The sequence below is a fragment of the Pseudomonas sp. B21-031 genome (assembly GCF_024748985.1).
Taxonomy (GTDB): domain Bacteria; phylum Pseudomonadota; class Gammaproteobacteria; order Pseudomonadales; family Pseudomonadaceae; genus Aquipseudomonas; species Aquipseudomonas kermanshahensis.
The window spans coordinates 2,442,408-2,462,759 of sequence record NZ_CP087181.1 but is presented as its reverse complement, the minus strand read 5'-3'; the positions used below and the strand labels follow the sequence as shown (position 1 = coordinate 2,462,759).

19 protein-coding genes are annotated in these 20,352 nt (G+C 63.7%); 7 read left to right on the top strand and 12 right to left on the bottom strand.

Going from position 1 to position 20,352, the window contains the following annotated elements:
- Positions 1-52 precede the first annotated feature (52 nt).
- Both LOY53_RS10980 and LOY53_RS10975 read right to left on the bottom strand, forming a co-directional pair.
- Positions 53-1,345, bottom strand: a complete 1,293-nt coding sequence (locus LOY53_RS10980) for a sorbosone dehydrogenase family protein (protein WP_252823743.1) — start codon at positions 1,343-1,345, stop codon at positions 53-55.
- Entirely contained in the window at positions 1,342-1,716 is a 375-nt protein-coding gene (locus tag LOY53_RS10975; protein ID WP_258704166.1) for a DUF2231 domain-containing protein, read from the bottom strand. Before LOY53_RS10975 ends, LOY53_RS10980 begins: the two co-directional genes overlap by 4 nt.
- 246 nt (positions 1,717-1,962) lie before the next feature.
- Here LOY53_RS10975 and LOY53_RS10970 point away from each other — a divergent pair, with 246 nt between their 5' ends.
- Positions 1,963-2,262 (top strand): hypothetical protein, encoded by a 300-nt coding sequence (locus LOY53_RS10970; RefSeq protein ID WP_085274366.1) that lies wholly within the window; start codon positions 1,963-1,965, stop codon positions 2,260-2,262.
- A gap of 17 nt (positions 2,263-2,279) precedes the next feature.
- Here the strand turns inward: LOY53_RS10970 and LOY53_RS10965 are convergent, their stop codons facing one another.
- Entirely contained in the window at positions 2,280-3,092 is an 813-nt protein-coding gene (locus tag LOY53_RS10965; protein WP_252823741.1) for a class I SAM-dependent methyltransferase, read from the bottom strand.
- A gap of 394 nt (positions 3,093-3,486) precedes the next feature.
- A complete protein-coding gene (locus LOY53_RS10960; RefSeq protein ID WP_258704001.1) occupies positions 3,487-5,673 on the bottom strand; it encodes an OsmC domain/YcaO domain-containing protein in 2,187 nt (728 codons plus the stop codon).
- Between the two features lie 253 nt (positions 5,674-5,926).
- On the opposite strand from LOY53_RS10960, the gene LOY53_RS10955 reads away from it, so the two are divergent.
- Genes LOY53_RS10955 through LOY53_RS10935 form a run of 5 tightly spaced genes read left to right on the top strand, consistent with a single transcriptional unit; the run spans position 5,927 to position 11,636 of the window.
- Complete coding sequence (locus LOY53_RS10955; RefSeq protein ID WP_252823739.1) at positions 5,927-6,385, top strand: (2Fe-2S)-binding protein; 459 nt, start codon at positions 5,927-5,929, stop codon at positions 6,383-6,385.
- Positions 6,385-8,643 (top strand): xanthine dehydrogenase family protein molybdopterin-binding subunit, encoded by a 2,259-nt coding sequence (locus tag LOY53_RS10950; RefSeq protein WP_258704000.1) that lies wholly within the window; start codon positions 6,385-6,387, stop codon positions 8,641-8,643. Before LOY53_RS10955 ends, LOY53_RS10950 begins: the two co-directional genes overlap by 1 nt.
- Before the next feature lie 17 nt (positions 8,644-8,660).
- Positions 8,661-10,007 (top strand): cytochrome c, encoded by a 1,347-nt coding sequence (locus LOY53_RS10945; RefSeq protein WP_258703999.1) that lies wholly within the window; start codon positions 8,661-8,663, stop codon positions 10,005-10,007.
- 34 nt (positions 10,008-10,041) lie between these two features.
- Positions 10,042-11,070 (top strand): XdhC family protein, encoded by a 1,029-nt coding sequence (locus tag LOY53_RS10940; RefSeq protein WP_027593626.1) that lies wholly within the window; start codon positions 10,042-10,044, stop codon positions 11,068-11,070.
- A complete protein-coding gene (locus tag LOY53_RS10935) occupies positions 11,052-11,636 on the top strand; it encodes a nucleotidyltransferase family protein (protein ID WP_309475941.1) in 585 nt (194 codons plus the stop codon). Before LOY53_RS10940 ends, LOY53_RS10935 begins: the two co-directional genes overlap by 19 nt.
- Positions 11,637-11,639: 3 nt before the next feature.
- Here the strand turns inward: LOY53_RS10935 and LOY53_RS10930 are convergent, their stop codons facing one another.
- The 4 genes from LOY53_RS10930 to LOY53_RS10915 all read right to left on the bottom strand — a co-directional run bounded on the left by LOY53_RS10930 (position 11,640) and on the right by LOY53_RS10915 (position 13,885).
- Entirely contained in the window at positions 11,640-12,458 is an 819-nt protein-coding gene (locus LOY53_RS10930; RefSeq protein ID WP_252823736.1) for an ABC transporter substrate-binding protein, read from the bottom strand.
- 191 nt (positions 12,459-12,649) lie between these two features.
- Positions 12,650-13,291, bottom strand: a complete 642-nt coding sequence (locus LOY53_RS10925) for a LysE family translocator (RefSeq protein ID WP_252823735.1) — start codon at positions 13,289-13,291, stop codon at positions 12,650-12,652.
- A 55-nt stretch (positions 13,292-13,346) separates the two neighbouring features.
- A complete protein-coding gene (locus LOY53_RS10920; RefSeq protein WP_099454445.1) occupies positions 13,347-13,547 on the bottom strand; it encodes a DUF1289 domain-containing protein in 201 nt (66 codons plus the stop codon).
- Positions 13,548-13,567: 20 nt separating this feature from the next.
- Positions 13,568-13,885, bottom strand: a complete 318-nt coding sequence (locus tag LOY53_RS10915; RefSeq protein ID WP_252823734.1) for a hypothetical protein — start codon at positions 13,883-13,885, stop codon at positions 13,568-13,570.
- A 313-nt stretch (positions 13,886-14,198) separates the two neighbouring features.
- Between LOY53_RS10915 and LOY53_RS10910 the strand changes: the two genes are divergently transcribed.
- Positions 14,199-15,950, top strand: a complete 1,752-nt coding sequence (locus LOY53_RS10910) for a BCCT family transporter (protein ID WP_258703998.1) — start codon at positions 14,199-14,201, stop codon at positions 15,948-15,950.
- Between the two features lie 53 nt (positions 15,951-16,003).
- Here the strand turns inward: LOY53_RS10910 and dddP are convergent, their stop codons facing one another.
- From dddP to LOY53_RS10890, 4 genes are read right to left on the bottom strand one after another with little or no spacing between them, the layout of a single operon-like run.
- Positions 16,004-17,350 (bottom strand): dimethylsulfonioproprionate lyase DddP, encoded by a 1,347-nt coding sequence (dddP, locus tag LOY53_RS10905; protein WP_252823730.1) that lies wholly within the window; start codon positions 17,348-17,350, stop codon positions 16,004-16,006.
- Positions 17,351-17,410: 60 nt separating this feature from the next.
- Positions 17,411-18,439 (bottom strand): glycine betaine/L-proline ABC transporter substrate-binding protein ProX, encoded by a 1,029-nt coding sequence (proX, locus tag LOY53_RS10900; RefSeq protein ID WP_252823728.1) that lies wholly within the window; start codon positions 18,437-18,439, stop codon positions 17,411-17,413.
- A gap of 56 nt (positions 18,440-18,495) precedes the next feature.
- Positions 18,496-19,449 (bottom strand): glycine betaine/L-proline ABC transporter permease ProW, encoded by a 954-nt coding sequence (gene proW, locus LOY53_RS10895; protein WP_099429070.1) that lies wholly within the window; start codon positions 19,447-19,449, stop codon positions 18,496-18,498.
- 20 nt (positions 19,450-19,469) lie between these two features.
- A complete protein-coding gene (locus tag LOY53_RS10890) occupies positions 19,470-20,348 on the bottom strand; it encodes a glycine betaine/L-proline ABC transporter ATP-binding protein (RefSeq protein WP_276534033.1) in 879 nt (292 codons plus the stop codon).
- Positions 20,349-20,352 lie beyond the last annotated feature (4 nt).

The window sequence follows — 20,352 nt, the reverse complement described above, 5'->3', positions numbered from 1 at the left end:
ATTCGTTTCCGGGTTGGCGCGTGAAAGGTTCACGCGCCAACAAGCATAGTCATTACTGGCTGCGCGTCACCCGCCAGACCGTATTGGCCAGGTCGTCGGCAATGATCAAGGCACCGCGCGGATCGACCGTCACCCCCACCGGCCGTCCACGCGTCTTGCCGTCTTCACCCCGGAAGCCCGTGGCAAAGTCGATCGGTTCGCCTGCCGGCTTGCCATTGCTGAACGGCACGAAGATCACCTTGTAGCCCACGGGGTTTGGCCGGTTCCAGCTACCGTGCTCACCCACGAACACCCCGTCGGCGAAGCGCTCGCCCATGGCCGGTACCGAGAAATCGACCCCCAGTGCAGCCACATGCGAGCCAAGGCTGTAGTCCGGCTTGATTGCCGCCGCCACTTTGTCCGGGTTCTGTGGCCTGACCCGGTCATCGACATTCTGGCCCCAATAACTGTAGGGCCACCCATAAAACCCGCCTTCACGCACCGACGTCAGGTAGTCCGGGACCAGATCAGGGCCGAGCTCATCACGCTCGTTGACCACCGCCCACACCTGCCCGCTCTGTGGCTGAACAGCCAATGCCGTGGGGTTGCGCAAGCCGGTCGCATAGGGCCGGTGAGCACCGGTCTGGGCATCGACCTGCCACACCATGGCCCGATCGATCTCCACTTCCAGGCCGCGCTCGGTGATGTTGCTGTTCGAGCCGATTCCCACGTAAAGGAAGCGCCCATCAGCGCTGACGGCCAGCGACTTGGTCCAGTGGTGGTTGATTTCGGCAGGCAGGTCGGTGACCTTGACCGGCGCACCGCTGGCCTTGGTCTGGCCCTCCTGATAGTCGAAACGCACCAATGCATCCTGGTTGGCCACGTACAGCTTGCCGTTGGCAAACGCCAGGCCGTAAGGGGCGTTAAGGTTTTCAGCAAACACCGTCTGCACCTCGTAGGTGCCATCGCCATCGGCGTCGCGCAGCAAGGTCAGGCGATTGCCGCCTTTGACCTGGGTATTGCCCTTGGCCTTGATCTGGCTGGCGATCACATCCTTGGGTTTGAGTTTTGCGGCACTGCCGCCGCGGCCCTCGGCCACGAGAATATCGCCATTGGGCAGCACCAGGCTCTGGCGCGGGATGTTCAGGCCGGTGGCGATTGCCGTGACGCTGAAGCCCTCAGGCACAGTCGGCTTTTGCTCACCCCAGGCAACTGGCTCAGCGATCTTCATGCTCGGCAGCAAACCACGTTGTGGCTGAGGCAGCTTAGGGTCAGGGCCATGGGCTTGAGTGGGCGTGCCCTCCCCACCACAGGCGCTGATCAGTAACGCCATGCTCAACAGGCTCAAGGTGTGCAAAGGTTTCATGCCACACCTCCCGAACGCAGGTTGCTCAGCCCGGTCCACGCCGCTGCGGTTGCGAGCGCGGTCACAATTACCGACAGCACCAACCCCGACGGCATTACTGCCCAGGCGTCTTTGGCATGTTCGAACGCGTTGATTAGCCCCAACACCCAAGTCGCCAGCAACAGCACGAAATACAGGGTCGCACGCCCGCCTTTGCGCTCGGCGCGGATCAGGTTGACCAATGCGAACAGCAGCGCCAGCCCACAAAACACCAGGCCACCGGCAATCAGCCAGGCCGCGAAGTTGCTCCATTGGATCTGGTAGCTGTTGAAGTAGGCGATATCGCTCAACAGCGCGCCAAGAAACAGCGGAACACCGCCGGCCAGCAGCATGGCGTGCAATGGGCCTGGCGTGCAGCGGTAGAGGGTTTGCTCAGATGCGGTCACGGCGCCTCCTTATCGTTCAGTGACCCGGGCCTGATGACAAAGACATCATCAGGCGTGCGCGGGGTGCGCTAAAGAAAGGAGCGTCTCTACGACGCGATAGTTCACCGTTTCGCTTGAATGGTATCCTGCAAGCACCCGCGCTGTGCTTTTCCACCTGCAGCGCTTTGGCATCATTCAAACAAGGAGAACAGCATGAGCGACTACCGGGAGCGCACGTGGGCGTTCTGGGCACTGAACACGCTGCTCATCCTCGGCCTGGGGCTGAGCGCGGGCTGCTCCAGCAAGAAAAACCAAGCTCGCTATGCGGCCTCGACCGTTGGCTCCAACTGCTTCGCCAAGGCCGTACCGACTACGGGCGAAGGTGGCCTGGCCTGGGGCAATACCTTGAGCATTGCCCGGCAAAAGTCGCTGAACAACTGTGTGCGCTATGCAGGCAGGTCTGGGGGGACACCGAAGACCTGCCAGGTGGTGATGGCAAAGTGCAAGAACTAGGCAGCAGTCGCTGACGCTCAACGCCGCGTGATCACCACCTCCAGATACTCGCTGGGTACAACCAGTGAGGCCCCGCCTGCCACGTTGTTTTCATTCAACAGCGCAGTCAGGTCGCTCTCCAGCGCATTGGCGGCTTCAGGCGCCAATGCCGCAAACGCCTTGTGCACCGGCCCATACCAAGTGCGGAACACATCGATGAAGTGCGCCGCAGAGCGATAGCGGAAGTTGAAGTGCTGACGGGTGACCTGCATCTGGCCCAGCGCGCTGTCGAACAGTACCCGTAACTGTTCCTCGTCACCCCAGCGCGAAGGGGGCAATGCCCCGACTGGCGGCGGAACATGGCGCCCGAGCGTCTTGAACATCTGGCCAACGAAACCCTGCGGGGTCCAGTTTGCCAGGCCAATCCGGCCGCCGGACCGACAGACGCGGCTCAATTCCCGCGCGGCCTGTGCCTGATCGGGGGTGAACATCACACCGAAGCTCGACAGAACAGCATCGAATGCACCCTCGGCGAACGGCAGCGCTTCGGCATCGGCCACTTGAAACACCACGTTCAGGTGCTCGGCCTGAGCGCGTGCTTCACCGCGCTTGAGCAACTCGGCCACGTAGTCGGTGGAGGTGACACGGCAACCGCGCCGCGCGGCGGCCAGGGTGGCATTGCCGTTGCCGGCTGCGACGTCCAGTACCTGCTCGTCCCAGCGCAAATCACAGGCTTCGGCCAGGCGTTCGCCCACCAGCTGCAGGGTGGTGCCGATCACGGCGTAGTCACCACTGGCCCACGCGGCTTGCTGGCGGGCTTTCAAGGCATTGGTATCCAAAGGGGTGCTCATGGTCTGCGCCTTCTTGTTTGTGCGCGGCCGAGGTCCTTCTGGCGGTCATCGCGCCATGGATAGGTTGAGGGTCGAGCCCGTGGGGGCAGCAGAAAATTATGCGCCTGATGGGGGAAGCGGCAAGCGGTGGGGGGTGAGAGGCAAGACGGATTTGAGATAGCGGTAAGTGTTAACCGCTATATAGGGGATGGCTGCGAGGTGCACGGCTTGGGGCTTTTGGCGCCTATGAGATTGAGCGCCGCTTGCGCGGCGCTTCGCAGCACAAGGCTGCTCCTACAATTGTTTCGGGCCAATTAATCCTGTGGCAGGGGCGCGCGACCTTCTTGGCGCCGAATCGGGCCTGTGTAGGAGCAGCCTTGTGCTGCGAAGCGCCGCACAAGCGGCGTTCGGTCGATCAGGCAAACTTGGCCCGAGCCGCATGCAGCTTCTTGTAGCTCTCGATCAAACGCAAATGACGATCCAGCCCTTCCAGCTTCATGCTGGTCGGCGTCAGGCCATGGAAGCGCACGCTGCCGTCCACCGAGCCCAGCACCGCGTCCATCCGCGGGTTGCCGAACATGCGGCGGAAGTTGGTCTCGTAGTCTTCCATCTCCAGTTCATCGTCCAGCACCACTTCCAGCACCACGTTCAACGCCTGGTAGAACAGGCCACGCTCGACGGTGTTGTCGTTGAACTGAAGGAACGCCTCGACCAGCTCCTTGGCATCTTCGAAGCGCTGCACCGCCAGGCAGATCAGCAGCTTCAGCTCAAGAAGGGTCAACTGGCCCCACACCGTGTTGTCGTCGAACTCGACGCCGATCAACGTGGTGATGGTGGTGTAATCGTCCACATCGCAGTTGTCCAGGCGCTTGAGCAGCAACTTCAGCGAGCGGTTGTCCAGGCTGTGCAGGTTGAGGATGTCGGCGCGGAACGACAAGGCCCGGTTGGTGTTGTCCCAGATCAGGTCCTCGACCGGGTAGATCTCCGAGTAACCCGGCACCAGGATGCGGCACGCGGTGGCACCGAGGTTGTCGTACACCGCCATGTACACTTCTTTGCCCAGGTCTTCGAGGATGCCGAACAGGGTCGCAGCTTCCTGTACGTTGGAATCTTCGCCATGGCCAGAGAAGTCCCACTCGACGAATTCGAAATCGGCCTTGGCGCTGAAGAAGCGCCACGACACCACGCCGCTGGAGTCGATGAAGTGCTCGACAAAGTTGTTCGGCTCGGTCAGCGCGTGGCTTTCGAAGGTGGGCTGCGGCAGGTCGTTCAGGCCTTCGAAGCTGCGGCCCTGCAGCAACTCGGTGAGGCTGCGCTCCAGCGCCACTTCCAGGCTCGGATGCGCGCCGAACGAGGCGAACACGCCACCGGTGCGCGGGTTCATCAAGGTCACGCACATCACCGGGAACTCACCGCCCAGCGACGCGTCCTTGACCAGCACCGGGAAGCCCTGCTCTTCCAGCCCCTGAATACCAGCAACGATGCCCGGGTACTTGGCCAGCACTTCCTGCGGTACATCCGGCAGGCACAGTTCGCCTTCGAGGATCTCGCGCTTCACCGCACGCTCGAAGATTTCCGACAGGCACTGCACTTGCGCCTCAGCGAGGGTGTTGCCAGCGCTCATGCCATTGCTGAGGAACAGGTTCTCGATCAGGTTGGACGGGAAGTACACCAGCTCCTGATCGGATTGGCGCACGAACGGCAGCGAGCAGATGCCCCGCGCGGTGTTGCCCGAGTTAGTGTCGTACAGGTGCGAGCCGCGCAATTCACCGTCGGGGTTGTAGATTTCAAGGCAGTTCGCGTCGAGAATCTCGCTGGGCAGCGCGTCCTTGGGCCCCGGTTTGAACCACTGCTCGTTCGGGTAATGCACGAACGGCGCGTTGGCGATGTCCTCGCCCCAGAACTGGTCGTTGTAGAAGAAGTTGCAATTCAGGCGCTCGATAAACTCACCCAGCGCCGAGGCCAGCGCGGCCTCCTTGGTCGAACCCTTGCCATTGGTGAAGCACATCGGCGACTGCGCATCGCGCACATGCAGCGACCACACGTTGGGCACGATATTGCGCCACGAGGCGATCTCGATCTTCATCCCAAGGCCCGCGAGAATCGCCGACATGTTGGCGATGGTCTGCTCCAGCGGCAGGTCCTTGCCCGGGATGTAGGTGCTGGTGTCCGACACCGGCATCAGCAACCCCTGGGCATCGGCGTCGAGGTTGTCCACCACCTCGATGACGAATTCAGGCCCGGTCTGCACGACCTTCTTTACCGTGCAACGGTCGATGGAACGCAGGATGCCCTGGCGGTCCTTCTCGGAGATGTCTTCGGGCAGCTCGACCTGGATCTTGAAGATCTGGTTGTAGCGGTTTTCCGGGTCGACGATGTTGTTCTGCGACAGCCGAATGTTTTCGGTGGGGATGTCGCGGGTCTGGCAGTACAGCTTCACGAAGTAAGCCGCGCACAGGGCCGAAGACGCCAGGAAATAGTCGAACGGCCCCGGGGCCGAACCGTCGCCTTTGTAACGGATCGGTTGGTCGGCGATCACCGTGAAGTCGTCGAACTTGGCTTCGAGACGGAGATTGTCGAGAAAATTGACCTTGATTTCCATGCGGGATTACCGTGAGTTAAGCGTGCAAAACGAAATTGGCCGGCATTATCCGGGTTTTTCGCCTGGAAGTCCTGTTTGCCTGCCGCCAACGCCTGCCTTGCGCATTCCGCCGGATTCCTTGCCTGATCCTCCTGACCTGTCGGCAGCGCCCGCTCGCCGGTCGTAGCGCTGTGCTAGCGTTTCTGGATTGGGGGCAACGTATCCCCACTCAAGACGACAACGCGACAGCAAACCGATGATGAGCAGGTGAACCATGGAACTACGCATCAACCAGAAGACCTATCAGGTCGAGGCCGACGCCGACACGCCCCTGCTGTGGGTGATCCGTGACGACCTGGGGCTGACCGGTACCAAGTATGGCTGCGGCCTGGCGCAATGCGGCGCTTGCTCGGTGCTGGTGGACGGCAGCGTGGTGCGCGCCTGCGTGACCCCGGTGGCAGGCGTGGTCGGGCGCGAAGTGACCACCATCGAGGCGATCGAGGACGACGCCGTTGGCAAGCGCGTGGTCGCGGCCTGGGTCGAGCACCAGGTGGCCCAGTGCGGCTACTGCCAGTCAGGCCAGGTGATGGCCGCCACAGCGCTGCTCAAGCACACGCCCCAGCCCAGCGACGCGCAGATTGATGCCGCGATGGTCAACCTGTGCCGCTGCGGCACCTACAACGCCATCCATGCCGCCGTCCACGACCTTGCGGCCCAGCAGGAGGAGGCGTAATGAACACGCGTATCGATACCCCTGCCGAGCTGTCGGCGCTGCCGCTGGGTGAGCCGGTTAACCTGTCACGCCGCCGCTTCCTGCTAGCCTCGGCGGGCGCCGCCGCAGGCGCGCTGGTACTCGGGTTTGGGTTGCCGCTGGGCTCGGCACGGGTCCAGGCCGCTACCGCCGCGGCCCAGGAGCGCGGCACACAAGTGCCGGCCTTCCTCGAAATTCGCCCGGACAGCACCGTGCGCCTGCTCTGCCCGTTCATGGAGGGCGGCCAAGGCACCTACACCGCCATGGCACAGATCGTCGGCGAAGAACTGGATGCCGACCCGGCCACGTTCCTGGTCGACAGCGCGCCGCCTGGCGAGGCTTACGTGGTGATGGAAAACGGCATGCGCATCACCGGCGGCAGCATGTCGGTACGCATGAGCTACCCGACCATGCGCCGCCTCGGCGCCCTGGCCCGGGCCATGTTGCTGCAGGCAGGTGCCGAGCAGTTGGGGGTGCCGGTCGACGAACTCTCTACCGAACCCGGCAAGGTCGTCCATGCAGCCTCAGGCCGTTCGGTGCCCTACGGCGAACTGGCCGCGCGCGCCCTTGACCTGCCGGTGCCAGACCCGGCCAGCGTGAAGCTGCGCGACCCCAGCCAGTTCCGCTGGATCGGCAAACCGGTGCGCCGGGTCGATGCCTATGACAAATCCACCGGCAAAGCCGTGTACACCATCGACATCAAGCTCGACGGCATGCTCCACGCCGCCGTCCAGCACGCACCACGCCTGGGCATGACAGTGGGCAGCCTGCGCAACGAAGCACAGGTCAAGGCCATGAAAGGCGTGCATTCGGTGCATCAATTACCCGGCGCGGTGGCGGTTGTCGCCGAACGCTGGTGGCATGCCAAGCGCGCAGTCGAGGCCCTCCAGGTGGACTGGCAGGAGCCCGGCAGCGATTCGCCGGTAAGGCCAATGCCGGCGGACTTCTCCAGCGACGCCTATCGTGACCGCCTGGCCACCGAGCAAGGCCCGGCCCGCGACGAGGAAAATCAAGGCGATGTGGCCGGGGTGCTGGCCAAGGCCAAGACCAAGGTTGAGGCGACCTACCACAACCAGTACCTCAACCACGCCCAGCTTGAGCCGCCCTCGGCGCTGGCCCGCTTCAACCCCGACGGTTCGCTGGAGGTGTGGCTGCCTAACCAGGCACCGGACATGTTCCGCGACGACATCGCCAAACGCACCGGTCTCGACCCTGCGCGCATCACCCTGCACTCCCCCCTGCTGGGCGGTTTTTTTGGCCGGCACTTTCTATACGAATCGGCCAACCCCTACCCGCAGGCCATCGCCCTGGCCAAAGCGGTGGGCCGCCCGGTCAAGCTGATCTGGAGCCGCGAAGAAGAGTTTCTGCGGGATGTGTTGCGGCCGCTGGCGGTGGTCAAGTTCCGTGGGGCACTGGATGACGATGGCCTGCCAGTCGCGATAGAAGCTGTGAGTGCGACCGAAGGCCCGACCGAGGCACTGGCCGGCAAGCAAGGTGACAAGATCGACCCCACTGCCCTTGAAGGGCTGTCGGGCAAGTCGTACGCCATCGCCAACAAACGCATTGCCCAGATCTACGTCAAAGGCCCGGTCATGCTTGGCTACTGGCGCTCAGTAGGCAATTCGCTGAACGATTTCTTCTACGAAGCCTTCCTCGACGAACTGGCCGACAAAGGCGGCAAGGACCCCTACGAATTGCGCCTGCACCTGTTGCGCGACAACCCGCGCCTGACCACCCTGCTACAGGCGGTCGGCGAGTTGTCCGGCGGCTGGAAGCGTGGGCCATTCACGGCCGAGGACGGCAGCAAACGGGCACGTGGTGTGGCCATGGCCTCGCCGTTTGGCTCGGAGGCGGCGGTTATCGCCGAAGTGTCGATCGAGGACGGTCAGGTCAAAGTGCACGACATCTGGCAGGCCATCGACCCGGGCAGCATCGTCAACCCGGCGATCATCGAAGCCCAGGTCAACGGCGCCGTGGCCCTGGGCCTGTCGCAAACCCTGTTGGAAGAAGCGGTGTACATCGACGGCAAACCCCGTGCGCGCAACTACGACCTGTACCCGATCCTGCCACCTTCGCGCATGGCGCGGGTGCATGTGCGCATCGTCGAAAGCGGCGCGAAGATGGGCGGCATCGGCGAACCGCCGCTGCCCGCAGTTGCACCGGCGGTGGCCAACGCGGTAGCGCGGCTGACCGGCCAGCGCATCCGCAGCATCCCATTGAGCCGCTACACCTTCACCTGACAGGACAAGGAACGCCCATGACCCACAGCCGATTCGCAAGTACCGCCGGCTGGCTGGCGCTGCCGTGCCTGGTCGCGGCAGGCCTGCTGGCCTGGTATGTCACCCGGGAGCCCGCGTCGCCTTTCGTGGCCGAGCAAAATGCCAACGTCGACCCGGCACTGGTCAGCCGCGGCGAGTACGTGGCCAGGCTCAGCGACTGCGTCGCCTGCCACAGCCTGCCCGACAACAAGCCGTTCGCCGGGGGCCTGGAGATGGCCACGCCGCTAGGCGCGATCCATGCCACCAACATCACCCCAGACCGGGACACCGGCATCGGCGGCTACAGCCTCGCCGACTTCGACCGCGCCGTGCGCCATGGCGTCGCCCCCGGTGGCCGGCGGCTATACCCGGCCATGCCCTACCCCTCCTACGCCAAGCTCAGCGATGACGATGTGCGTGCGTTGTACGCGTTTTTCATGCAGGGCGTGCAACCTGCCAACCAGCCGAACATCCCCAGCGATATTCCGTGGCCGCTGAACCTGCGCTGGCCCATCGCCCTGTGGAACGGGCTGTTTGCGCCCACTACGCCCTACGTGGCCAAGGCTGGCCAGGACGCCCTGTGGAACCGTGGCGCCTATATCGTCCAGGGCCCCGGGCACTGCGGCAGTTGCCATACCCCACGAGGCCTGGCCTTCAACGAAAAGGCTCTAGATGAGGACGGCAAGCCGTTCCTCGCCGGCGCGCTGCTCGATGGCTGGTACGCCCCGAGCCTGCGCGCCGATCACAACACCGGCCTTGGGCGCTGGAGCGAAGCCGAGATCGTCCAGTTTCTCAAGACTGGGCGTAACCGGCATGCCGTGGTCTATGGCTCGATGACCGAGGCGTTCAACAACTCCACGCAGTTCATGGCCGACGAGGACCTGGCGGCAATCGCCCACTACCTGAAATCGCTGCCAGGCGATCCGCAGCGTGACGGCACGCCCTGGCAGTACCAGGCGGCATCGGCGGCGACGACACTGGAGCGCCCGGGCGCCCACACCTACGTCACGCGCTGCGCCTCTTGCCATGGGCTGGACGGCAAGGGCCAGGCCGAATGGATGCCGCCGTTAGCGGGCGCAACCTCGGCCTTGGCCAGCGAGAACGCCTCGGCGATCAACATCACCCTCAATGGCTCGCAACGCATCGTTGCCGCTGGCCTGCCGGATGCCTACCGCATGCCGGCCTTCCGCGAGCAATTGTCGGACCAGGAGGTTGCCGAAGTACTGAGCTTTGTACGCAGCAGTTGGGGCAACCACGGCAGCGCGGTGGATGCACAGGCAGTGAGCACGTTGCGCGGGCACACCGACCCGGCCAGCAGCAGCCCCATCATCTTGCATATGCGATGAAGTCGGCACAGGTATTACGCTTTGGAGAATGAGAATGGAAAGCATCGACCTGCTGGTATTGCGCACCGCCCGCGACTGGCTTGCCAGCGGTGAACGCGTCCTGCTGGCCACCGTGGCCCGCACCTGGGGCTCCTCACCTCGCCCGGTCGGTTCGATGATGGCCCTGCGCAGCGACGGTCGCGTGGTCGGCAGCGTGTCCGGTGGCTGCATCGAGGACGATCTCATCCACCGCTACACCACCGCCTATGGCGGCCCCGGCATGCAGACCGGGCTGCCGGAGGTGGTTCGCTACGGCGTCAGCGCCGAGGACGCCCACCGTTTCGGCTTGCCCTGCGGCGGCACCCTGCAACTGATTCTCGAGTTCGAGCCATCGGCAGCACACCTGGCGCAACTGCTGGCCGGCCTGGACAGCGGTAGCCTGATACGCCGCGAGCTGGATGTGCGCAGCGGCGCAGCCACGCTTACGGCCAGCGCCACACCGGATCAGTTCAGCTTCGACGGCCAGCGCATGCTCAGCACCCTCGGCCCTGGCTACCGGGTGCTGCTGATCGGCGCCGGCGCGCTGGCCGAATACCTGGCGACCATGGCCCTGTTCAACGGCTTCACTGTGTCGGTGTGCGACCCTCGGCCCGAGTACATGGGCGGCTGGAGCGTCGAAGGCGTGGTGAAGCTGGCCGGGATGCCGGACGACGTGGTTCGCGCATTCGCCCCCGACCTGCGCAGCGCCGTCGTCGCCCTCAGCCACGACCCCAAGCTCGACGACCTGGCATTGCTCGAAGCCCTGCACAGCCCGGCGTTTTATATCGGCGCCATCGGCTCGCGGCGTAACAGCCAGTTGCGCCGCGAGCGCCTGATCGAGCACTTCGGCGAGACCGAAGCCAGCCTCCAGCGCCTGCACGGCCCTATCGGCATCTACATCGGCAGCAAGACCCCGGCCGAAATCGCCGTCAGCGTCATGGCCGAGATCCTTGCCGCCAAGAACGACGTGAGCCTGCCTGGCGCGGTCAACGTGACCAAGGCCAAGCTTGCGCGGGAGGCCGAGGCGTGCCTGCACACCCCATGACCTGCGCCGCGCTGGTGCTGGCGGCCGGGCGAGCGCAGCGTTTTGGCAGCGACAAACGCCTGGCACGGCTGCCTTCGGGGCAGACGCTGCTGGCAACGACGCTGGCGCGCGCATTCGAGCAGTTCGCCGTGGTGCACCTCGTGCTGCGCCCGGGCGACGACGCGCAGCAACTGGGCATCGACCCGCGTGCCCGGATCGTATGGGCCAACCAGGCCGAACATGGCATGGGCGCCAGCCTGGCAGCGGGGGTCACCGCCCTGTTGCAGACCCCGGCCCAGGCGGTGGCGGTGCTGTTGGCGGATATGCCGTGGATCGCACCGCGTACCTTGCACACGTTGTGCGAGCAGGCCAGCGCTACACGTATCGTGCTGCCGCTGTACCAGGGCCAGCGCGGGCACCCGGTGGTCTTCGGCCGTGCGTTCTGGCCGGCACTGGCGCAGTTGCACGGCGACCAAGGCGGCAGGCAGGTCATCCTGGACAATCCGCAGGCGTGCATCAGCGTAGCCGTCGACGATGCTGGGGTGGTGCTGGACGTTGACGTGCCTCAAGCCCTGACGGCGATGTGAGGGTCAGTGAGCGAGCCCTTGCGACTGCTGTTGCTGCCAGCGTGCCAGGTTCTGCCGCAGTAATTGCTCCGGCAACGTGCTGGATACGACCTGGGTCATCTCCCGCGCCAACGCTTCGCGCAACTGCGGCTGATTGCAGGGCGACTGATGTGACACCGCCAGGTACAAGCCTTCGCTGGACACGGGCGGGTCCAGCACCTGCAGCTTGTCCTGCATGCCCAGCGTCTGCGCCAACGCCATGCCGGGGTACTGCTCGAAGACCACGTAGTCGCTGCGTTTGAGCAACAGTTTCTCGAAGGCTTGCTTGGCGCTGGGCACCGCTTCGAGCGTGAGGTTGGCCCTGGCATAGTCATCGAACTGCTGGCCATGGCTGTTATTGACCAGTGTCCCGCCTTTACGGCCTTGCAGGTCCGCCCATTGCTGATAGGCAAAGGCCCCTTGCTGGCGCACCCAGACCACGCTGGGCGTGTGCAGGAACGCGGGGCTTATGAAGTCCATCAGGTGCGTGCGCGCCTGGGTCAGAAAATACCCGGCCAGCAGGTCGATACGGCCCGTGCGCACTTCCTCCTGGGCACGCGACCAAGGCCCGCCATAGATCACCTCCACCTCCAGCCCGAGTTGCTTGCCCAAGTGCTTGAGCAAGTCGGCATTGGCACCGATCAACTGCTGAGGGTTGTGTGGGTCACGCCACAGGTACGGGGGGTATTCAGGGTTGCCAGTGGCCGTCAGGTGCTGGCATGCCGCCTGCGCACCCACGCCCATCGGTAGCAGGAACACGCACAGCAACAACAGCAAGGCGTGGCGAACGCAACGCTCGATCATCTACAACCCTCGGCACAAGTGGCACCCGGCGACCCGGCGTGGTCGCCAAAGGCTGCCACATCCCGTGGAAGACTGCAGCATCTGGCTTCGCGTGGTGTAGACAGTCTGGCCCATAATGGCGGGCAGGCAGGTTTTTGTTGCGCAGGCAGGTTGACGGGGCAACTGCGCGTCGCCAGTCAGCCCCGAATGGCTTAAGCCGACTGACGACGCATCGTCAAAATGGCCGCACCGAAGCCAATGAAGGTCGTCCCCACCACCCGGCTCACCCAGCGCGAAAGGCTGGGCCGGGTCAACACGCCCTTGGCCCGCGAGGCCAGCGCGGCGTACAGGGTCAGCGAAACGAGCGACAAGGCGACAAAGATCCCGGTCAGGATCAGGAACTGCGGCAGCAACGCTGCCCCCTGATCGATGAACTGCGGGAACAGCGCCGTGAAGAACATGGTCGCCTTGGGGTTGGTCACCGCCGTCAGGAACGCCGATTTGTACAGCTTCATCGGCGTCGGGCGCTGCTTGGCCACCCCTGCCTCAGCCCCCGCCTCCAGCATCGGGCCTTTCTTCAACAACTGCCGTGCGCCGAGGTAGAACAGGTACGCGGCACCGATAATCTTGACCGCATTGAAAAGGACTTCAGAGCTGGCCAACAAGGCGCCCAGCCCGAGCATGGCCGCTGCCGACAGGCAGAACAGCCCCGAACCATTGCCCAGCGAGGACCAGACAGCGCTGCGCTGCCCGTGGGCCAGGCTGTTGTTGATCGCCATCAGCGTTGCAGGGCCAGGGCTGGCGATGGCGATCGCAGCGACCAGGGTAAAGGCAAGAAGCGAGTGAGAATCCATTTTCCAGGCTCGATTTAACGTTCAGAGAGTTGAGTGTTGAGGCAGCAGACAACGGTCAGTCGGCATTCTGCCGCTTCGCGTTCTTCTTGACGATGGCCTTCATCCGCGTGGCCGCGCGCTGCACGGTGGCCATTTTCTCAGGGCGCTTCATGCCGCGCCACTTGCGGATTTCTTCACGGGTGCGGCCACAGCTTACGCACAGCTCGCTGTTGAGCTGGCAAAGCGAGACGCAGGGGTTGTCGATGTCCTTGGCCATTACACGCTCAAGACCAACATTCAGGCCGGCATTTCAGCGCGCACGCGTTCGGCGGCATTTTCAAAGACTTTGCACAGCTCTTCGGACTTGGCCTTGGTGATCGACTTGTTAGCCAACAAGTCATGCACCACGCGGATGCCCTGCTCCATGGCGGTGGCCAGTTGCTCACGGTCAGAGGCGTCGGCGATATCACCCAGATAAGGAGCAACGAGGTACACGTACCGATCCTGCAGCTTGAGTGTTTCCAGGGCATCGAGGGCAGTCTGGAACCGTTCGGCAGCGGCAGGGCTCATGCTCAATTTATCGAAATGAATCAGGCTCACACGGTCAGTGGCCATTGACGAATCTCCGTTTCCTGATAAGGCCAGGCTCGCAGGCAGCGCCGCTTCTACGGTGCTCGGGAGTGCGGGCCAGGGTAATGCCCATCAGGGTACCAGAACGCGGGACAAATAGGGCCATCGCCCCCGGAACTAAAAGTATTAAACAGGTCGTTCAAGGGATGCCCCACGGCGCATTCGGGACAGGAAGCGCTGTGACTCGCACAGGATAATCGGCCCGGCAAGACTCCCCCGCCGAGACCGTCATCGTCCCCGGCAGCCCACAACAACAAGCCTGCACGCACAGGTAAGCCACAAAGGGGCAACACCATTCATGGCAAAGGAACACATTACCGAAACGCTCGACCTTGGCGTGACGGACCCCTCGAAGACCGCAGAAGCGCGCCAGGACCGGCACCTCGAGGGCAAGATCGATTGGATCGTCTTTGGCATCACCAGCATCCTGGCCATCGGCTTCGTCATCTGGGGCTTCATCAGCCAGGCCAGCCTGGCCGCCAGCGCGTCCTCAGCGCAATCCTGGGTCATTCTCAACTTTGGCTGGTTTTTCGTACTTACTTCGACCGTGTTCGTCATCTTCGTGCTGTGGCTGGCCGCCAGCCGCTACGGCAGAATTCCGCTGGGGCGTGATGGCGAAGCGCCAGAGTTCCGTACGGTATCCTGGGTGGCCATGATGTTCAGCGCCGGCATGGGCATCGGCCTGATGTTCTTCGGCGTTGCCGAACCCTTGTCGCATTACGTGTCGCCGCCTCCCGGCTCGGCCACCGGGCAATCGAGCGAAGCCATGCAGGTGGCCATGGCCACCACCCTGTTCCACTGGACCCTGCACCCCTGGGCCATGTATGCCATCGTTGGCCTGGTGATCGCTTACGGCACCTTCCGACGCGGCCGCTCGCAGCTGATTTCCACCGCCTTCCGGCCCCTGATCGGCAAACACGCCAACGGCCCAGTTGGCCGTGTGATCGACATGATGGCGATTTTCGCCACCTTGTTCGGCTCTGCCGCCTCGCTCGGCCTTGGCGCCCTGCAGATCGCCGGTGGCCTGGAGTACAACGGCTGGATCGAGAGCCCCGGCAAGCTGTTCTACATCTCGATCATCACCCTGCTGACCATCGCCTTCGTCACCTCTGCGGTCTCTGGCATCGGCAAAGGCATCCAGTGGCTGTCCAACACCAACATGGTGCTGGCGCTGGTGCTGGCGCTATTTGTGTTCCTGGTTGGCCCGACACTGTTGATGCTCAACCTGCTGCCCACTTCGATCGGCATCTACATCAAGATGCTGCCAGAGATGATGGCCCGCACCAACGCCAGCGGCGGTGAGCAGATGGACAGCTGGTTGGCCGGCTGGACAGTGTTCTACTGGGCCTGGTGGATCTCCTGGACGCCTTTCGTCGGCATGTTCATTGCCCGTATCAGCCGCGGCCGCACCATCCGCCAATTCGTCACCGGCGTGCTGCTGGTACCGAGCCTGGTCAGCCTGGTGTGGTTCACCATCTTCGGCGGCGCCGCCATCGACGCCCTGCGCGAAGGCAGCTTCGCACTGGTCAATGGCGCCGTGAACAGCAACCATGCCCTTTATCAGCTGCTGGACAGCTACCCGCTGGCCTCGGTGACCTCGGTACTGGTGATGATCCTGGTGGGTATCTTCTTCGTCTCCGGGGCCGATGCCGCGTCGCTGGTCATGGGTACCCTGTCGGAGCACGGCACCACCACGCCATCACGGCGCACCGTGATCTTCTGGGGGGCACTGACCGGCACGGTGGCGGCGATCATGCTGGCGATCGGCGACCCACGCGACCCTGGCGAAGCGCTTACCGGGCTGCAGAACCTGACCATCGTGGTGGCGCTGCCCTTTGTCGTGGTGATGGTGCTGCTGTGCCTGGCGCTGTACCGCGACCTGCGCAAGGACCCGATGATGCTGCGCCACCTGCGTGGCACTGAGCTGATCGAAAAGGCCGTGCTGTATGGCGCGGTGAAACACGGCGAGGAGTTCTACATCGTGGTGCAGGAGAAGAAGTCTGCGAGCAAGCAGACGCAACCCCTGGCCGACGCCGAGCTGAACGGATAACCCCCCTACGCTGCAACGACCCGGGGCCGCTAAGCGGGCCCGGGCCGCCTCAGTCACGCGGCGAGAAAACTGTCTTCGAACGGGTAATGGGTCAGCACTTCATATCCCGTCTCGGTCACCAACAGTTGGTTCTCAAGTTTTATCCCGTCACGCCCCCCCACCTCCCCCACATAGGCCTCAACGCACAGCGCCATGCCAGGCTGCAGTTCCCCTTCGTAACCATAGGCCTCGAAGTCTTCCGGGTACCGAATGCAGGGATACTCGTCACACAGCCCCACCCCATGGAACATCACCCCATAACGCTGGGCACGGCAGCTTTCCGGCAGGCGATGCCCGTTAGCGGTGAGTTCGGAGAAACGAACGCCAGGCTTGACCATGTCGGCGTTGACCTGGATGTGCTCATGGGCGATTCGATACAGGCGTTTTTGCTCGGCCGTCGGCTCAAGCCCGCCACACATCCAGCTGCGCGACATGTCGACGCAAAAGCCGTACACGCCGATCAGGTCAGTGTCGAACGACAGCAGGTCGCCGTCGCTCAGCACCCGTGGGCCGGACTCCTGATACCACGGGTTGGTACGCGGGCCGGAGCTGAGGATGCGGGTTTCGATCCACTCGCCGCCACGGCGGATATTGCCGCTGTGCAACGCCGCCCAGACGTCGTTCTCGGTTACCCCGGCGCGCATGGCCTGGCGCATTTCGGCGATGGCAGCTTCACAGGAAGCCACCGCGCAGCGCATGGCGAGGATTTCATCGGGGCCCTTGATCACACGCGCGAACTCGGTCACTGCCTGGCCGTTCTGCACCTGCACGCCCAAGGCGTCCAGGGCACGCAGGCCGGCGACCTCGATGCGGTCCACGGCCAAGCGGCGGTTGTCGCCGGCATGGGTTCGTAGCAGTTCGTCGACCTGGGCACAAAAACGCCGGGCATGTTCGTCGGTACGCTCGCCCGTTTCGAAGTAGAAGAACGACGCGCCACTGCGCAGCTCACGCACCAACGGCAAGTGTGCCGAGAGGTGCTCGCAGCCATGAAAATCCCACAGCACCACATGCCCGCTGGCAGCGACGAAACAGGCACGGGCGGGGTTGTGGGTGGTCCACAGCTGCATGTTGGTGCTGTCGGTGGCGTAGCGGATGTTCAACGGGTCGAATAGCAGAATGCCGCCGAGATCACGGGCCACGAGCTGCTCGCAGATGCGTTGCAGGCGGTACTCTCGCATCGTCGCCAACTGCGGCACCTGCAGGCCGAGCGCGGCCCACTCGGCGAACGCCAAAGGGGTCGGGCCGATTTCGCTGCGGTCGTTGTCATCGACCGAGCCGTCGGCCCTGAGCGCGGCAGCACGCTGGCGCGACGGGTCGATACGGCGTGACTGGGCGGGGATCGAGAACGGCGAAGTCATCATGGTGCGAGGGCTTCCTTGATCGTAGTGTTGGAAGAATCACCCACCTGCAAGGTGGCGCCGCTAGTTGCTGGCTTGCACCGCCGTCGCTCGCGCGGCCTGCAGCCATTGATCAAACTGCTGACGATGCGCTGCAATCCACGCCTGGGCGTGGCGCTGAATGTCGCTCAGGTTCTTCTCGCCGTTCTGCATCTTGAGGTTTTGCGCGCTCTCGTCCGCCGCGCTGATCTGCACCAGCGACAGAAACTTCAGTGCCGCCGGGTTCTTGTCGGCGAACGCTCGGTTAAGTACCGCTTCGACCTTGTCCACCGCAAAGCCCAGGTTCTTGCCCTCGAACGTGGTATCGACGCTGTTGCCGCCGCCCGGCAAGTCGGTGTTGGGCACTTGCAGCCACACCACATCGCGCCCCTCCACCATCACCCCGGCCACCCACTGAGGTACCCAGGTGTAATAGAGCACCGGTTTGCCTTCCTTGAAGCGGGTGATGGTGTCGGCCATCAAGGCGAAATACGACCCCTGGTTGACGTGCACGGTCTTGTCCAGGTCGTAGGCTTTCATATGGTGGGCGATGACCAGTTCGCAGCCCCAGCCGGGATTGCAACCGGTCAGGTCGGCCTTGCCATCGCCATCGGTGTCGAACAGCTTGGCCAGCTCGGGCTTTTTCAGGTCGGTGATGTACTTGATGTTGTATTGATCGGCGGTTTTCTTGTCGATCAGGTAGCCCTGCAACACGCCAGGCATGATATCGCCGGCCTTGACCATGTTCTGGTCGCCGCCGGCCTTCTCGTAGAAGCTGGCGTGCAGCTTGTCCCACAGGTTGACGCTGAAGTCGGCGTCGCCGTAGCCGACTGCCAGAATCATCGTGGCGTATTCGGTTTCCTTGGGTTTCTGCACGTTGTAGCCCAATTCGCGCAGGCCCTGCATGGCGATTTCGCCGCGGAAGCGTTCTTCATCCACCGAAGGGAACGACGGGGTGATATTCACCCCTTCCCCGGGCTTGTCGGTGGAGGCGCTGGCGCCCAGGCACGTCACGGAAAGCGCCATGGCACATGCGCACTGAAGCAAACGACGGGTGAACGGGGACTCGTACATCTTCGCGTACCTTTTCGGGTTGTTGTCGAGGGTTGCGGCAGATAGAACGCGGTGTTTCAGGCGGCCTTGCGCTGCCCTTGTGGTTGCGCCGCACCGCACAGGCGCAGCACCAGGCCCACCGGCCCAGTGTGGTACCAGCGCAGGCTCGGGTCGGCATTGGTGCGCGCGCCCATGGCCTGGGTCAGGCGGTCGAGGAAGATCGCCAGCAGCACCAGCCCCATGCCACCGACCGTGGCCAGGCCCATGTCCAGCCGGCCGATGCCGCGCAGTACCATCTGGCCCAGGCCGCCGACTGAGATCATCGAGGCGATCACCACCATCGACAGCGACAGCATCAGGGTCTGGTTGAGCCCGGCCATGATGGTCGAGGTGGCCAGCGGCAGCTGCACGCGGGTCAGCATCTGGCGCGGCGTGCAGCCAAAGGCGCGGGCCGCTTCGATCTTGTCTTCCGGCACCTGGCGGATGCCCAGGTTGGTCAGGCGCACCAGCGGCGGCAGGGCAAACACGATGGTCACCAGCACGCCCGGCACGTTGCCGATGCCGAACAGCATCACCACCGGCACCAGGTAGACGAACGCCGGCAGCGTCTGCATCGCATCGAGCACGGGGCGGATGATGCTTTCCAGGCGGTTGCTGCGGGCGCAGACAATGCCCAGCGGGATGCCGATCACCGCGCAGAAAAACACCGAAGTGAGCACCAGCGCCAGGGTGGTCATCGACTCCGACCACACGCCGATCAGCCCCAGCAGGGTCAGGGTGACGAAGCACAGCAGCGCCATGCGCTTGCCCGCCAGCTGCCAGCCGAGCAAGGACGACAGCAGGATGCCAATGGTGGGCGGGATGCTCTGCAGGGTGAACTCGATGCCATTGAGCACTTGGTCGATCGGCCAACGGATGGCGCGAAACACCTCGCGGAAGTTGTGCACGAGGAAGTTGAGGGTAGCGGTGACCCAATCGCCCAGGGGGATGGTGGCCGCCTGGAACGGGTCGAGCAGGCTGAATTCGGACATGGGGCAAACCTCGCGTGGGGTCAGTGGCGGCTCAGGGACTGCAACGGCGTGCTGTTGGCCAGGCTGGAACACTGGCAGCGGCTGTTGAAGGTCTTGAAGAACGCGCGCACGTAATCGTTGGCCGGCTGGTTGATCAGCTGTTGCGGGGTGCCGATTTGCACCACCCGGCCGCCCTCCATGATCGCGATGCGATGGCCGATGCGGATGGCTTCCTCAATGTCGTGGGAAATGAAGATGATGGTGCGCTGCTGCTCGGCCTGCAGGCGCATCAGCTCGCCCTGCATCTCGTTGCGGATCAACGGGTCGAGGGCCGAGAAGGCTTCGTCCATCAACAGGATGGTCGGGTCGTTGGCCAGCGCCCGGGCCAGGCCCACGCGCTGCTGCATGCCGCCGGACAGCTGGTGCGGGTAGCTGTGCTCGTGGCCGGCCAGGCCGACCTGGCTCAGCGCCTCGCGGGCACGGCGGTGGCGTTCGGTTTCAGCAACGCCGGCGATTTCCAGGCCGAAGGCGGTGTTCTGCAGCACGCTCATGTGCGGCATCAGGGCGAAGGACTGGAACACCATGCCCATTTCCTTGCGGCGCACATCGAGCAGGGCTTTATCGGACAGGCCGGTGATTTCGCGGTCGTTGAGGTGGATGCTGCCAGAAGTGGGCTCGATCAGGCGGTTGAACAGCCGCACCATGGTCGACTTGCCCGAGCCCGACAGGCCCATGATGACGAAGATCTCGCCACGTTTGACGGAAAAGCTTGCATCGAACACGCCGACGACGTGGCCGGTCTTGCTGAAGATTTCGTTCTTGTCGGCGCCCTTGCGGAGCATCTCCATGGCCATGTTCGGGTTGGGGCCGAACACTTTGAAGATGTTGTTTACCGAAAGAATCTCATCGGCATGGCTCATACGA